The sequence below is a fragment of the Mesorhizobium sp. ANAO-SY3R2 genome (assembly GCF_042466635.1).
In the GTDB taxonomy this organism is placed as follows: Bacteria; Pseudomonadota; Alphaproteobacteria; order Rhizobiales; family Rhizobiaceae; genus Aminobacter.
Map to the genome: position 1 here is coordinate 2,793,036 of NZ_CP159955.1, position 14,098 is coordinate 2,807,133.

The following is a 14,098-nucleotide window of genomic DNA, read 5'->3' on the forward strand; positions in this document are numbered from 1 at the left end:
TGCAGGCCGATCAGGCGGCGAGCGCCTCTTCCGGGGGTGCCTTGGCCCCGGTCATGAAGGCAACCGCATCGGACATGGTGTATTCTCTTGGGTCGATGACGGTCAGGCGCCGGCCGAGCCGGTGGATGTGGATGCGGTCGGCCACCTCGAACACATGCGGCATGTTGTGCGAGATCAGCACGATCGGAATTCCGCGCCGCTTCACGTCGAGGATCAGTTCAAGGACGCGTCGGGATTCCTTGACACCAAGGGCCGCCGTCGGTTCGTCCATGATGATGACCTTGGACCCGAAGGCAGCGGCGCGCGCCACCGCCACGCCTTGGCGCTGGCCACCGGAGAGCGTTTCGACCGCTTGGCTGATGTTCTGGATGGTCATCAGGCCGAGGTCGGTGAGCTTGTCGCGGGCGCGCTTTTCCATCGCCGTGCGGTCGAGCATGCGGAACCAGTTGCCGAGGATGCCCGGCTTTCGGACCTCTCGACCAAGGAACATGTTGTCGGCGATCGACAGCGCTGGCGACAGGGCGAGGTTCTGGTAGACCGTCTCGATGCCGGCGTCGCGGGCTTCCATCGGCGCCTTGAAGTTCACCACATTGCCGTCGAGGCGGATCTCGCCTTCGTCGGGCAGGATGGCCCCCGATATCGCCTTGATGAGCGATGACTTTCCCGCACCGTTGTCGCCAATCACGGCGAGGATTTCGCCCGGATAGAGGTCGAAATCGGCATAATCGAGGGCAGTGACGCGGCCATAACGCTTGACCAGGCCACGCGCTGTGAGGAGAGGTTCGGTCGACATCATGCTGCAACCTTTCTGATCCACTGGTCGACTGCGACCGCGATGATGATGAGCATGCCGATCAGCAGGTAGGTCCACTGCGGATCGGTGCCGATCAGGCGCAACCCAAGTTGGAAGACGCCGACGATGAGGGCACCGAATAGCATGCCCAGGATCGAGCCGCGGCCACCGAATAGCGAGATGCCGCCGATGACCACCGCGGTGATGGATTCGATGTTGGCAAACTGGCCGGCGGTCGGCGAAACCGAGCCGATGCGCCCGATGAGCACCCAACCGCCAAGCGCACAGATCAACCCGGAAAGCACGTAGACGGAGATCAGCACCTTGTTCACGCGCACGCCGGAAAGCTGGGCTGCGTCAGGGTCGTCGCCGATGGCGTAGACATGCCGCCCCCATGCGGTGTGGTTCAAGACATACCAGAGGAACAAGACCAGCAGCACCATGGCGACGACGCCGTAGGTGAACACGGCATTGCCGATCCTGAAATTCTGGCCGAACAGCTGGAGCAGCGGAGCCTGGGCTTCGATGTCCTGGGAGCGGATCGTTTCATTCGCCGAATAGAGGAAGTTCGCGGCCAGCACGATCTGCCACATGCCGAGCGTGACGATGAAGGGCGGCAGCTTCATATATGCCACCAGCGCGCCATTGATCCAGCCGCACAAGGCGCCGACGGCAAAGCCGCAGAGAACCGCAAGCGACGGCGGCAGGCCGTAGCGGAAGGTGAACTGGCCCATCACCACCGAAGACAGCACCATGATGGCGCCGACCGAAAGGTCGATGCCGGCCGTCAGGATGACAAGCGTCTGGGCGGCGCCGATGATGCCGGTGATGGCGACCTGCTGAAGGATCAGCGTCATCGAGAATGCGGAGAAGAACTTTCCGCCAATGATGAAGCCGAATGCAGCCAGCGATGCGACGAGCACGATCAGCGGTACGGCCGCTGGATTGGAGTGCAGGAAATGCTGGATCTTCTCGACCGGAGATCGCGTATGCGTCTCGAAGCTTGCCACTGACGTGTCGCTGCCCGAGAGAACCTTCTCGAACTCCTGCGGCCGCCTGGCATCTGCCGAAGCGTCGGACATGTCGAATTTCCTCCCAATGAGGGATTCTCTCGATCCCTCTTGCAGGAAGAGCGGCCCGGAGACCGCCCTCCTTCCGAACGGTCAATGCTCCGATATCTAGATCAGCCCCAGCACTTGGCGAGGCCGGACTTGACGTCGATGGACTCGACACCCTTGGCGGGCTTGTCGGTCACCAGCGCAACGCCCGTATCGAAGAACGCCTTGCCCTCGGTAGGCTTGGGCTTCTCGCCAGTGTCGGCGAACTTCTTGATCGCCTCGATGCCGAGTGCCGCCATGGCCAGCGGATATTGCTGCGAAGTCGCACCGATCACGCCCGCCTCGACATTCTTCACGCCCGGGCAGCCGCCGTCGACCGAGACGATCAGCACGTTCTTTTCCAGTCCCACCGCCTTCAGCGCCTCGTAGGCACCGGCGGCGGCAGGCTCGTTGATGGTGTGAACGACATTGATGCCGGGATCTTTCTGGAGCAGGTTCTCCATGGCCTTGCGGCCGCCCTCTTCGTTGCCGTTGGTGACGTCATGGCCGACGATGCGCGGATCGTCCTCGTCGCCGATCCTGTTGGGATCCTTCACGTCGATCCCGAAACCCATCATGAAGCCCTGGTCGCGCAACACGTCGACGGTCGGCTGCGACGGGGCAAGGTCGAGGAAGGCAACCCTCGCATCCTTGGCCTTGTCGCCGAGGGTTGCGGCCGCCCACTGCCCGATCAGCTTGCCGGCCATCAGATTGTCCGTCGCGAATGTCGCGTCGGCGGCGTCGGCCGGCTCGAGCGGCGTGTCCAGCGCGATGACCAGCATGCCGGCGTCGCGCGCCTTCTTGATCGACGGCACTATACCCTTGGTGTCCGAGGCAGTGATCAGGATGCCCTTGGCGCCATCGGCAATACAGGTCTCGATCGCCGCCACCTGGCTTTCACTGTCGCCGTCGATCTTGCCCGCGTAGCTCTTGAGATTGACGCCGAGTTCCTTGGCCTTGGCGGCCGCCCCCTCCTTCATCTTGACGAAGAACGGATTGGTGTCGGTCTTGGTGATCAGGCAGGCGCCGACATCGGCCGCCGAAGCAGGCGCAGCAAAACCGAGAAGCGCAGCAGCAGCCGCGCCAAAGACAGTCGATTTAAGCACTGTGACCTTCATCGCACTCTCCTCCCAAAGATTGGCTATCCGGCACCTCAACGAATGTTCGTTCACCCTTCCCAGTCGAGCATCCCGCGATGACGAAACACCAATCCGGACGATGAGTCAATAAATAAATCACTCTTAATTATTATTGACAGGATTGCAGTGCAGCCGCATTCTGTCCCAAAACACGACAGCGACATGGAATTGACGGGAGGAAACCGGTGGAAGCCGGAAGCATAAGTCAGGGTTTGCCAGAGGCCTCGGAAAGCCAGCACCTGCGCGGGACCAACCAGAGCGGCATGCGCGACCACAACGAGCGGCTGGTGCTGTCTCTTGTGCGACAGAGCGGTGCGTTGGCCAAATCGGACATTGCCCGGATGACCGGCCTTTCGGCCCAGACCGTTTCGGTCATCATGCGCGAACTGGAGGAAGAAGGCCTCCTGCTGAGGCAGGAGCCCGTGCGCGGCAAGATCGGCCAGCCCTCCATTCCGATGGCGCTCAACCCGGAAGGCGCCTTCTTCATCGGCCTCAAGATTGGGCGGCGCAGCGCCGAACTCGTGCTGATCGACTTCCTCGGCAACACGCGGATGATGCTGCACAACTCCTATCGCTACCCTGCCCCGCGCGAGACGATCGAATTCGTGCGCTCGGGCATCGCCCGGATGCGCGCCAGCCTGACCCGCGAGCAGGATCAGCGCATCGCCGGCTTGGGTGCCGCCATGCCATTCGAACTGTGGAACTGGGCCGATGCCGCGGGCGCCCCCGACCAGATCCTGGTCGAATGGCGCTCCCGCGACATTCGCGCCGACCTCCAGTCGCTGGTCAGCTTCCCGGTCTACATGCAGAACGACGCAACCTCGGCCTGCGGCGCCGAACTGGTATTCGGCGACATCGGCAATCTGCGCGATTTCGTCTACTTCTACATCGGCGCTTTTGCCGGCGGCGGCGTGGTGCTCAATGGAAGACTCTACAGCGGACCGACCGGCAATGCCGGCGCACTGGGCTCGATGCCGGTGCCCGGCCCCGGCGGCAAGCCGACGCAACTCATCGACATCGCCTCCATCGCCGCGCTTGAAAAGACCCTGAACGCGCGCGGCGTCGATGCCTCCCAGCTATGGACGTCGCCCAAGGAGTGGGGCGAACTCGGGCCCGAGCTCGACGACTGGATTGCGGCGGCCGCCGGCGCACTCGCCTACGCCATCGTCGCCTCTGCCTCGGTCATCGACTTCGAGAGCGCGATCATCGACGGCTGGATGCCTGCCTCGATCCGCGCCCGCCTCGTTGGCGCGGTGCAAGCGGCGATCGGCGGGATCGACGTCGAGGGCCTGCGCATCCCCACGGTGCGAGAGGGAACCGTGGGTATCCATGCCCGCGCACTCGGCGGTGCCAGTCTGCCCTTGTCCGAGCGCTTTCTCGTCGGCGCAACGCCGCTTTCGCGGGGCTGACGTGCCTGTCGGAGTTCAGCCGCTGCACGGCCCCATTGCCACCAGCGAGCCGACGCTCTACGGCATTGTCGTCATCCGCGAGGGTGTCATCTATCCGAAGGGGAGCGGAAACTCATGATCCTTTGCTGCGGTGAAGCGCTCATCGACATGCTGCCGCGGCGGAGCGTCGAAGGCGAAGCTGCCTTTGCGCCCTATGCGGGCGGGGCGATCTTCAATTCGGCGATCGCGCTCGGACGGCTCGGCGTGCCGGTCGAGTTCTTCTCCGGCCTGTCTTCCGACCTGTTCGGGCAGCAGATCCGGGATGTGCTTGCGGCCAGCAATGTCGGTTCGCGCTATGCCGACCTGTCGCCGCGCCCGACCACGCTCGCCTTCGTGCGCCTCAACGACGGCCACGCGACCTATACCTTCTATGATGAAAACACGGCCGGGCGGATGCTGACCGAGGCCGACCTGCCGGCGCTCGGCAAAGACATCGACGCCATGCTGTTCGGCGCGATCAGCCTGATCCCCGAACCCTGCGGCTCGGCTTATGAGGCGCTGATGAAGCGCGAGCATGAGCGGCGCGTGACCATGCTCGACCCCAACATCCGGCCGGGTTTCATTCCAGACAAGCAGCGTCATCTCGAGCGGATGCAGCGGATGATAGCGATGGCCGACATCGTCAAGCTTTCGGACGAGGACCTCGCCTGGTTCGGCGAGACCGGCAGCCACGACGAGATCGCCGCCAACTGGCTGCGCAAGGGCCCGAAGCTGGTCATCGTCACCGCGGGCAGCAAGGGTGCCACCGCCTACAGCCCCAGGCACACCGTCTCGGTGACGCCCGACAAGGTAGCCGTCGTCGACACTGTCGGGGCTGGCGACACCTTCAACGCCGGCGTGCTGGCCTCGCTCCACGAACAAGGCGCCCTGACCAAATCAGCGATTGCCGACCTGTCGGAAGCCGCCATCGAACAGGCGCTTTCACTCGGCGCGCGCGCTGCCGGCGTGACCGTCTCGCGCGCCGGCGCCAACCCGCCATGGCGGCACGAACTGGGCTGATTTCGGCGCATTCCGGCACCTCGCAAGATCACTTTATGTTTCGAATTGCCAAGCCGGCTGGATGGCCAATGGCAAGAAAGCCACGTTTTCCGGCACTTTCGGCGCGAAAGCGGCACAACCGAAAGTAACAAGAACCACAGCCGCGCCCGACTTGCCGCAGGCCCCTCGGCTTTTTCGACTCCGGCAACTCTGCTATCAGCGGCGCAATAAAGTCAGTGGGTTATGGGGCCAGAATGCAGTTCATCGATCTCGGCGCGCAGCGCGAACGTATCCGCGACCGTCTCAAGGCGGCCATCGACAAGGTCGTCGACGATGGGCGCTACATCCTCGGCCCCGAGGTCACTGAATTCGAGAACCAGCTCGCCAAATATGTCGGCGTCAAGCATGTCGTAGCCTGCGCCAACGGCACCGATGCGCTGCTGCTGCCGTTGCTCGCCTCCGGCATCGGCCCGGGCAATGCGGTGTTCGTGCCGAGCTTCACCTTCGCGGCAACCGCCGAAGTCGTGGCACTCGCCAAGGCCGAGCCGGTCTTCGTCGACATCGAACCCGACACCTACAACATCTCCATCGACAGCCTCGAAGCAGCGATTGCGATGGTCAAGGCCGAGGGCCGCCTGAAGCCCAAGGCGATCATCCCGGTCGACCTGTTCGGCACCGCCGCCGACTATGCCGCGATCGACGCCATCGCCAAGCGCGAGAAGCTTCTGGTCATCGAGGACGCCGCCCAATCGATCGGCGGCGCGCAGGACGGCAAGATGTGCGGCGCTTACGGCCATGTCGGTGCGACCAGCTTCTATCCGGCGAAGCCGCTGGGCTGTTACGGCGACGGCGGCGCGATGTTCACCAATGACGACGAACTCGCCGCGCGCCTGCGCTCCTTCGCCTTCCACGGCAAGGGCGAAACGCAGTACGACAACATCCATGTCGGCCTGAATTCGCGCCTCGACACCCTGCAGGCCGCGATCCTCATCGAAAAGCTCGCGATCCTCGAAGACGAGATGCAGGCCCGTGCAGTGGTGGCCAAGCGCTACGCCGACGGACTCGGTGACGTGGTCAAGGCAGCGCGCGCGCCGGAAGACGGCCGCTCGGCCTGGGCGCAGTATGCCATCGAGACTGCCGACCGTGACGGGCTGAAGGCCCATCTGCAGGAACAGGGCATCCCGTCGGTCATCTACTACGTGAAGCCGCTGCACACCCAGGTCGCCTACCGGCACTATCCGCGCACGCCTGGCGGCCTGCCGGTTTCGGAAGCGGTGCCTGGCACCATCCTGTGCCTGCCCATGCACCCCTATCTCAGCGAAGCCGACCAGGACCGGATCATCAGCACGATCCGCAACTATGTCGGCTCGAACTCGGCCAGGATCGCGGCCGAGTAGGCGTTCACACGCGATTCTTCATCAGTAAACGAAGGCCGGATCGGTGATCCGGCCGCTCGCCACGAAATGCGGATTGGCAAAATCCGCATCGTCGCTCTGGTTGCGCTTGCCATAGACGAGCGGTGCACCATCCAGCGTATGAGTGCTGCCGCCGGCAGCGCGAAGCACCGCGTCTCCCGCCGCCGTGTCCCACTCCATCGTGCGCCCGAAACGCGGATAAAGGTCGGCCTCGCCGGCAGCCAGCAGGCAGAACTTCAGCGACGACCCTACGGAAACGATCTCCGCAGCAGCGACGCGTTTGATGAAGACTTCAGTTTCCGGCGTCAGATGCGAGCGGCTGGCGACGATGGTCAGCGGCTGGCGCCCCTCGCGGACGTGGACCTGGCGGCGTGTTCCTGCCTTGCCCTCGCTGATCTCGAATGCCTCCGCCTTGCCTGGGCGGCCCGAAAAGAAGCGGCCCGTGCATGGCGCGTAGACGACGCCGATTGCCGGCGCACCGTCCCTGACAAGTGCTATGTTGACCGTGAAATCGGTCCTGCGCTTGACGAATTCCTTGGTGCCGTCGAGCGGGTCCACCAGGACAAAGGCCCGCCCCAGATCAGGCGGGACGATGCCTTCGGCGACTTCTTCCTCGGCAACGCAGGGCAGATCCGGAAACGCCGCGCGCAAGCCTTCGAGGATGATCTTTTCGCTGGCCTTATCGGCTTGGGTGACGGGCGATGCGTCCGCCTTGTCCGTCACCGCGAATTCGGAATTGTAGACTTCCATGATCGCCCGGCCGGCCTCGATGGCCAGGCGCTCGAACACAGCGAGAACGGCGTCGTCAGATGCCGCCACCATGGTCGTGTTGATGTTCTGCAATGTTCCGCTCATTCAGCCAGTTCTCGATCGTTTCGACCATCTCTTCCGGCGTCCTGCCGAGAGTCTGGAGATGAATTTCAGGATTCTCCGGCGTTTCATAGGGGGAATCAACGCCGGTGAAATTCTTGATCGCGCCGGCGAGCGCCCGCGCATATAGCCCCTTGGGATCGCGCCTGGCGCACTCCTCGAACGGGGTGTCGACAAAAACCTCGACGAACTCACCTTGCCCCATCATCTCGCGCGCCATCCAGCGCTCGGCGCGGAAGGGCGAGATGAAGGACACGATGACGACCAGGCCGGCATCGGCCATGAGCTTGGCGACCTCGGCGACGCGACGGATATTCTCGACGCGATCCTGATCGGTGAAGCCGAGGTCACGGTTGAGCCCGTGGCGCACATTGTCGCCGTCGAGAATATAAGTGTGGCGCCCGGCCGCGTGCAGCTTCTTTTCAAGCAGGTTCGCGACCGTCGACTTGCCGGAGCCCGACAGGCCAGTGAACCACAGCACCGCCGGCTTCTGGTTCTTGAGCCCGGCACGCGCCTGGCGCGTCACGTCAAGCGACTGCCAGTGGATGTTCTCGGCCCGTCGCAGCGGATGCAGGATCATGCCGGCGCCGACGGTGGCATTGCTGATCCGGTCGATCAGGATGAAAGCGCCAGTGATGCGGTTGTCGGCGAAGCCGTCGAAGGCAATCGGCGACTGGGTCGAAATATTGCAGACGCCGACCTCATTCATCTCCAGCGCCTTCGCCGCCTCGTGGGCGAAGTCGTTGACGTTGATACGATATTTCAGATCGGTGACGGTTGCGCTTGCCTGGTCGGTCTCGGTCCGCAGGATGTAGGAGCGGCCCGGCAGCATGGTATTTTCGTCGAACCAAACGACATTGGCGGCAAACTGGTCGGCGACATGCGGACGTGCCTCGGGTGCAACCAGCACGTTGCCGCGCGAAACCTCGATCTCGTCGTCGAGCACCAGCGTGATCGCCTGCCCCGCGACGGCGGAGCCTAGATCTCCGCCATGGGCGACGATGCGCTTGACCCTCGCTGTCTTGCCCGACTTGGCGACGACGATCTCGTCACCCTCAGAAATCGCCCCCGAAGCGACGGTGCCGGCAAAACCGCGAAAATCGAGATCGGGCCTGTTCACATACTGCACCGGGAAACGGAATGGTCTCTCGACCGCCTCGTCTTCGACCACGACCGTTTCAAGATGCTCGATCAGCGTCGGCCCCGAATACCAGCCCATGTTCTCGGAGCGACGAATGACATTGTCGCCGTAGCGCGCCGAGATCGGGATAGGCACGATCGACCGGAAGCCCAGGCTTTCGGCAAAGGCCGCGTAGTCGGCGGCAATGCGGTCGAACACCTGCTGGTCGAAGCCGACCAGGTCGATCTTGTTGATCGCCACAACGATGTGGCGGATGCCCAGCAGCGAAGCGATGATCGAATGCCGCCGCGTCTGCCGCAGCACGCCCTGGCGCGCATCCACCAGAACAATGGCGAGATCGGCCGTCGAGGCGCCGGTCGCCATGTTGCGTGTATACTGTTCGTGGCCGGGCGTGTCGGCGACGATGAACTTGCGCTTGGGCGTGGCAAAGAACCGGTAGGCGACGTCGATGGTGATGCCCTGCTCGCGCTCGGCTTCCAGCCCGTCGACCAGAAGCGCGAAATCGACGTCCTCGCCAGTCGTGCCGTGCTTGCGCGAGTCGCGCTCCAGAGCGGCAAGCTGGTCCTCGAAAATCTGTTTCGTATCGGACAGTAGACGTCCGATCAGTGTCGACTTGCCGTCGTCGACCGAGCCGCAGGTGAGGAAACGCAGGAGTGATTTCTGCTCCTGCCCGGCGAGATAGTCGCGGACGCCTCCGGCTGCATCGACGTTGTCGGCCATGACAGAGCGCATGTTCAGAAATACCCTTCGCGCTTTTTCTTTTCCATCGAGCCGGCTTCGTCACGGTCGATGAGGCGCCCCTGGCGCTCGGAGGTGCGGGCCGTCAACATCTCGCTGACGATGGCTTCGAGGCTGTCCGCATCGGATTCGATCGCACCGGTGAGCGGATAGCAGCCGAGCGTGCGGAACCGCACAAGCCTGTTCTCCACCACCTCGCCCGAGCGCAGCTTCATGCGCTCGTCGTCGCGCAGGATCAGCATGCCATCGCGCTCCACCACCGGTCGATGCTTGGCGAAATAGAGCGGCACGATGGGGATGTTTTCCTGCAGAATGTACTGCCAGATATCGAGCTCGGTCCAATTGGACAGGGGGAAGACACGGATCGATTCACCCGCCGCAACGCGCGTGTTGAAGATCTTCCACATTTCCGGCCGCTGGTTCTTCGGGTCCCACGCATGCTGGGCGTTGCGGAACGAGAAGATGCGCTCCTTGGCGCGCGACTTCTCCTCGTCGCGCCTGGCGCCGCCGAAGGCTGCGTCGAAGCCGTATTTGTCGAGCGCCTGGCGCAGCCCGACCGTCTTCATCACATGGGTATGGGTGTTCGAGCCATGATCGAACGGGTTGATGTTGTCGCGGATGCCGTCCGGGTTGACGTGAACCAGCAGATCGAAGCCGAGTTGGCGCGCCATGGCATCGCGAAACTCGATCATCTCGCGGAACTTCCAGGTCGTGTCCACATGGAGAAACGGAAACGGCGGCTTGGCCGGATAGAACGCCTTCATCGCCAGATGCAGCAGAACCGAGGAATCCTTTCCCACGGAATAGAGCATCACAGGCTTGGAAAAGGTGGCCGCCACCTCACGGAAGATGTGGATCGCCTCCGCCTCGAGACGGTCAAGGTGAGTCAGTCTGGCAAGCATTAAAGAGCCTTAGGAAAACGACGTCGCTCGGGGATAGCGTCCCCGCACATCCAATTGCGCGCAGTGTCCCACAATTTGGATTTGTCGCAAGAAGTCCAAGACCAAAATCCATCTCCCGCCCAGTCGGTTATTGCTCATCTACTGCGCAGCGCGGAATGGCATTCCACGCGATCGCCCGTAATCCGGGCGTCCGGGAAATTTATCTGCAATCGCCTCCGGGCCCGTGACGCCCATCCGCCAGCGGCACGAGCCGGCCGGAGCGTGGAAAAACCAGCGTGTTTTTCCACCCCCTCCCAAGCGGCCGTATCATTGGGCACCCCAACGACAGGAGCCCGCCTTGGAACAAACGACCAACCTGAAAATGCCGTTCATCATGCCTTCCCAGGCACAGAAGCATGTCACACACAACGAGGCGCTGCTTGCGCTCGACGTGCTGGTCCAGCTTTCGGTCCTCGACCGTCATCTCGCCGCACCGCCGCCATTGCCAGCCGAGGGCTCCCGCTACATCGTCGCAGCCCCGGCGACCGGCGCCTGGGCGGGAAAGAGCGGCCAGGTGGCAGCCTGGCAGGATGGAGCATGGAGCTTCCATCCGCCGGTCAGCGGCTGGCTTGCCTGGGTCGCCGACGAGCAGCGCATCCTTGCCTATGACGGCAGCGGCTGGATCGACACGCTTTCGCTTGGCGTCAACCCCGCCTCGGTGGTTGGCATCAACACCACTGCGGACACGACGAACAGGCTCGCGGTCAAGAGCCCGGCGGTGCTGTTCGACAATCAGGGCGCGGGGCAGCAGGTCAAGATCAACAAGGCGGCTCTCGGCGATACCGCTTCCGTCCTGTTCCAGACCGGCTATTCGGGTCGCGCCGAATTCGGCCTTACTGGCGACGACGACTGGCACGTCAAGGTCTCGCCCGATGGATCCGCCTGGACGGAAGCACTGAAGGTCAGTTGCACGGACGGCCGTGTGCTTTTGCCGGCGGCTGTGGCCCTGACCGACCAGAACCAGGTGGTGGCAAAGCGGCACGTCCGCGAACTGCTCACCGCCAACAGGACCTACTATGTCCGGACCGACGGATCGGACGCCAACAACGGCCTGAGTAACACCAGTGGCGGCGCTTTCCTGACCATCGCCAAAGCGCTGGCGGTGACGGCCGCACTCGACGGCGCGACCTACAATGTGACGGTTCAGGTTGGTCCCGGCACATGGACCGTTCCGATCGTGCTGCCGCAGTTCATCGGCTCGGGCACATGGACGCTGCAGGGCGACCCTGCCACGCCCTCGAACGTCACGCTGAACGTAACCGGCATCTGCCTCACCGCCAGCGCCATCAACTCGACGTGGCGTGTTAGTGGCTTCAAGCTTCAGGCGACCCAGCACGGTATCTACGTGGATGCCAACTCCACGCTGCGCTATGCCAGCATCGAGTTTGGGGGGTGCACGACCTCGCACATAAATGTTGCCAATCGTGGTTCGGCGATTGCCTACGGCAATACGACGATTTCAGGTGGCGCTCTCATCCACTGGTACTTGTCCGGCGGCTCTTTCGTGATCGATGCAGGCAAGACCATCACGATTGTCGGAACACCGGCCTTCGCCAACTTTGTTCAATGTGACGGTGCTTCGGTGGCGATGGTCAATCAGAACACTTTCGTAGGTAGCGCCACCGGGAAGCGCTATTCGGCAATCACGAACTCGGTAATCAACGTCAACGGAGCTGGCGCGGCCTATCTGCCCGGCGACGTGGCCGGCACGACGGCAACCGGAGGCCAGTATGTCTGACTGGCAAGCCGACAGCTACTGGACGCGGTAGTACCTGCCGTACCAGTCGACAAAGCGGAGAAGTCCCTCCTCGATCGGCGTGTGCGGAAGCTCGCCGATCAAAGCTTCGAGATCGGTCACATCGGCCCAGGTGCTGAGCACGTCGCCCGGCTGCAACGGCAGGAAATTCTTCACCGCCTCGCGGCCGGTTGCGCGCTCCAGCACCCGGATCATCTCCATCAGATGTTCCTTGCGGCGGTTGCCGATGTTCATCACGCGATGCGGCGCCCAGCTGCCCGAAGCACCCCCGGCAGCGATGTCATAGTCGGGATTGGCGGCAGGCGGATGGTCGAGAAGCCGGACGATGCCTTCGACGATGTCGTCGACATAGGTGAAGTCGCGGTACATGTCGCCATTGTTGTAGATGTCGATCGCCTCGCCGGCGAAGATGGCGCGGGTGAATTTGTAGTAGGCCATGTCAGGACGCCCCCACGGCCCATAGACGGTGAAGAAGCGCAGGCCCGTGGCCGGCACGCCGAACAGATGGCTGTAGGTATGCGCCATCAGCTCGTTCGCCTTCTTGGTGGCGGCATAGAGGCTGACCGGATGGTCGACGCTGTCGCGCGGCGAATAGGGCTGCTTCTTGTTGCCGCCGTAGACCGAACTCGATGAGGCATAGATCAGGTGCCTGGGCATCGCTGCCCGACAGTTCTCGAGGATGTTGAGAAAGCCGGTGACGTTGGCGTCGACATAGGCCTGCGGATGGTCGAGCGAATAGCGAACACCTGCCTGGGCCGCGAGATGAACGACGATCTCGGGACGGCTTGCGAAGGCCTGTTTCACCGCCGCCGCGTCGGCGAGATCGCCCTGGATGAAGCGGAAATCCTTGTTCTCGGCCAGCAAGTCGAGCCGGGCGCGCTTGAGCGAAGTGTCGTAGTAGTCGGTGATGCTGTCGAAGCCGACCACCTCATAGCCCTCGGCAAGTAACCGTCGGGCAACGTGGAAGCCGATGAAACCTGCGGTGCCTGTGACCAGGATCGTCATTCAACTGTGCTCTTCAAATGCAAACGCCCCGGCCTTTGTAGAGCCGGGGCGTATGCAAATCCATTGCCGATCGCTGGTCGGTCAGCCTTTCTTGGGCAGAAGCGCCCAGACGGCCGGGACGGCAGCAGCGGCGAGTGCGACCTTGACCAGGTCCGGCATGATGAACGGCGCGACACCGAACTGCCAGGACTTCTCGGCGCCGATCAGCAGAGACAGCCACGAGAAGCCCATCACCATCATGACGACTTCGGCGACGAGCATGGCACCCAGCATCTTGACGATGCTGCGGCCCCAACCGCGGTCAACCGCCCAGCCGACGATCGCGACCATGGCCACGAAGCCTGCGAGGAAACCGCCGGTCGTACCGAGCATGTAGGCGATGCCGAGGCCCTTCTCCGGCGTGCTCTGGAACACCGGGTAACCCATGGCACCCTGGGCCATGTAGAGCAGCACCGTCGCGAGACCGAGGCGAAGGCCGTAGGCCGCGCCGATGCCGAGCACGACAAGCGTCTGCAGCGACATGTCGACCGGACCGAGCACGACTTTGGTCTTGGCCGAGGCAACCAGGAGCAACGAGCCGGCAACGGCCAGAAGAAGCTGGGTCGCCAGGCGCAGGGCTCCCTTTTCGGGAAGGGCTGCAGTGACGAACGCGGTGGAATTGCTGGATGCAACGGCCATGAAAATCCCCTTGTGCTGCGTATGCCGGAGCACGTCCGACATGGTTTTCCCTATATTGTCTTCCGTGCTAAGCGGCAAACGAATTTGCCGTCAGGCGCG

At 63.1% G+C, this 14,098-nt stretch carries 12 protein-coding genes; 4 read left to right on the forward strand and 8 right to left on the reverse strand.

The features are described from left to right. Positions 1-10: 10 nt before the first annotated feature. The 3 genes from ABSY17_RS18455 to ABSY17_RS18465 form a co-directional block, all read right to left on the reverse strand. Positions 11-793 (reverse strand): ATP-binding cassette domain-containing protein, encoded by a 783-nt coding sequence (locus ABSY17_RS18455; protein WP_378952852.1) that lies wholly within the window; start codon positions 791-793, stop codon positions 11-13. Next, positions 793-1,875: an ABC transporter permease gene (locus ABSY17_RS18460; protein WP_378943784.1), complete on the reverse strand. Its 1,083-nt coding sequence runs from the start codon at positions 1,873-1,875 to the stop codon at positions 793-795. Before ABSY17_RS18460 ends, ABSY17_RS18455 begins: the two co-directional genes overlap by 1 nt. Before the next feature lie 101 nt (positions 1,876-1,976). Then, positions 1,977-3,008 carry a sugar ABC transporter substrate-binding protein gene (locus ABSY17_RS18465; protein WP_378943786.1) on the reverse strand — a complete coding sequence of 344 codons (1,032 nt, stop codon included), beginning with the start codon at positions 3,006-3,008 and terminating at the stop codon, positions 1,977-1,979. Between the two features lie 284 nt (positions 3,009-3,292). On the opposite strand from ABSY17_RS18465, the gene ABSY17_RS18470 reads away from it, so the two are divergent. The 3 genes from ABSY17_RS18470 (at position 3,293) to ABSY17_RS18480 (ending at position 6,852) form a co-directional block, all read left to right on the forward strand. After that, positions 3,293-4,438, forward strand: a complete 1,146-nt coding sequence (locus tag ABSY17_RS18470) for an ROK family protein (RefSeq protein ID WP_378952855.1) — start codon at positions 3,293-3,295, stop codon at positions 4,436-4,438. Between the two features lie 114 nt (positions 4,439-4,552). Continuing rightward, on the forward strand, positions 4,553-5,476 hold the full coding sequence (locus ABSY17_RS18475) for a carbohydrate kinase (RefSeq protein WP_378943788.1): 924 nt from the start codon (positions 4,553-4,555) through the stop codon (positions 5,474-5,476). Between the two features lie 233 nt (positions 5,477-5,709). Beyond that, positions 5,710-6,852: a DegT/DnrJ/EryC1/StrS family aminotransferase gene (locus tag ABSY17_RS18480; protein WP_378943790.1), complete on the forward strand. Its 1,143-nt coding sequence runs from the start codon at positions 5,710-5,712 to the stop codon at positions 6,850-6,852. A 21-nt stretch (positions 6,853-6,873) separates the two neighbouring features. Here ABSY17_RS18480 and cysQ read toward each other — a convergent pair whose 3' ends face one another. Genes cysQ through cysD form a run of 3 tightly spaced genes read right to left on the reverse strand, consistent with a single transcriptional unit; the run spans position 6,874 to position 10,521 of the window. Next, on the reverse strand, positions 6,874-7,725 hold the full coding sequence (gene cysQ, locus ABSY17_RS18485) for a 3'(2'),5'-bisphosphate nucleotidase CysQ (protein WP_378943792.1): 852 nt from the start codon (positions 7,723-7,725) through the stop codon (positions 6,874-6,876). Next, complete coding sequence (gene cysN / locus ABSY17_RS18490) at positions 7,676-9,613, reverse strand: sulfate adenylyltransferase subunit CysN (protein ID WP_378943794.1); 1,938 nt, start codon at positions 9,611-9,613, stop codon at positions 7,676-7,678. Before cysN ends, cysQ begins: the two co-directional genes overlap by 50 nt. A gap of 2 nt (positions 9,614-9,615) precedes the next feature. Then, positions 9,616-10,521, reverse strand: coding sequence for a sulfate adenylyltransferase subunit CysD (gene cysD, locus ABSY17_RS18495; RefSeq protein WP_378943796.1), 906 nt, complete (start codon positions 10,519-10,521; stop codon positions 9,616-9,618). 337 nt (positions 10,522-10,858) lie between these two features. Here cysD and ABSY17_RS18500 point away from each other — a divergent pair, with 337 nt between their 5' ends. Further along, positions 10,859-12,298 carry a DUF2793 domain-containing protein gene (locus tag ABSY17_RS18500; protein WP_378943798.1) on the forward strand — a complete coding sequence of 480 codons (1,440 nt, stop codon included), beginning with the start codon at positions 10,859-10,861 and terminating at the stop codon, positions 12,296-12,298. Positions 12,299-12,313: 15 nt separating this feature from the next. On the opposite strand, the gene ABSY17_RS18505 is transcribed toward ABSY17_RS18500, so the two are convergent. Both ABSY17_RS18505 and ABSY17_RS18510 read right to left on the reverse strand, forming a co-directional pair. Further along, positions 12,314-13,321, reverse strand: coding sequence for an NAD-dependent epimerase (locus ABSY17_RS18505; RefSeq protein ID WP_378943800.1), 1,008 nt, complete (start codon positions 13,319-13,321; stop codon positions 12,314-12,316). Positions 13,322-13,402: 81 nt separating this feature from the next. Next, positions 13,403-13,999, reverse strand: coding sequence for a biotin transporter BioY (locus tag ABSY17_RS18510; protein ID WP_378943802.1), 597 nt, complete (start codon positions 13,997-13,999; stop codon positions 13,403-13,405). Positions 14,000-14,098: the final 99 nt, after the last annotated feature.

Bases quoted from the DNA above. Each gene is read 5' to 3' on its own strand.
- cysQ (WP_378943792.1), bottom strand. From the start codon at position 7,725: ATGAGCGGAACATTGCAGAACATCAACACGACCATGGTGGCGGCATCT.
- ABSY17_RS18470 (WP_378952855.1), top strand. From the start codon at position 3,293: ATGCGCGACCACAACGAGCGGCTGGTGCTGTCTCTTGTGCGACAGAGC.
- ABSY17_RS18480 (WP_378943790.1), top strand. From the start codon at position 5,710: ATGCAGTTCATCGATCTCGGCGCGCAGCGCGAACGTATCCGCGACCGT.
- ABSY17_RS18505 (WP_378943800.1), bottom strand. From the start codon at position 13,321: ATGACGATCCTGGTCACAGGCACCGCAGGTTTCATCGGCTTCCACGTT.
- ABSY17_RS18510 (WP_378943802.1), bottom strand. From the start codon at position 13,999: ATGGCCGTTGCATCCAGCAATTCCACCGCGTTCGTCACTGCAGCCCTT.
- ABSY17_RS18460 (WP_378943784.1), bottom strand. From the start codon at position 1,875: ATGTCCGACGCTTCGGCAGATGCCAGGCGGCCGCAGGAGTTCGAGAAG.
- ABSY17_RS18475 (WP_378943788.1), top strand. From the start codon at position 4,553: ATGATCCTTTGCTGCGGTGAAGCGCTCATCGACATGCTGCCGCGGCGG.
- ABSY17_RS18465 (WP_378943786.1), bottom strand. From the start codon at position 3,008: ATGAAGGTCACAGTGCTTAAATCGACTGTCTTTGGCGCGGCTGCTGCT.
- ABSY17_RS18455 (WP_378952852.1), bottom strand. From the start codon at position 793: ATGTCGACCGAACCTCTCCTCACAGCGCGTGGCCTGGTCAAGCGTTAT.
- cysN (WP_378943794.1), bottom strand. From the start codon at position 9,613: ATGCGCTCTGTCATGGCCGACAACGTCGATGCAGCCGGAGGCGTCCGC.
- cysD (WP_378943796.1), bottom strand. From the start codon at position 10,521: ATGCTTGCCAGACTGACTCACCTTGACCGTCTCGAGGCGGAGGCGATC.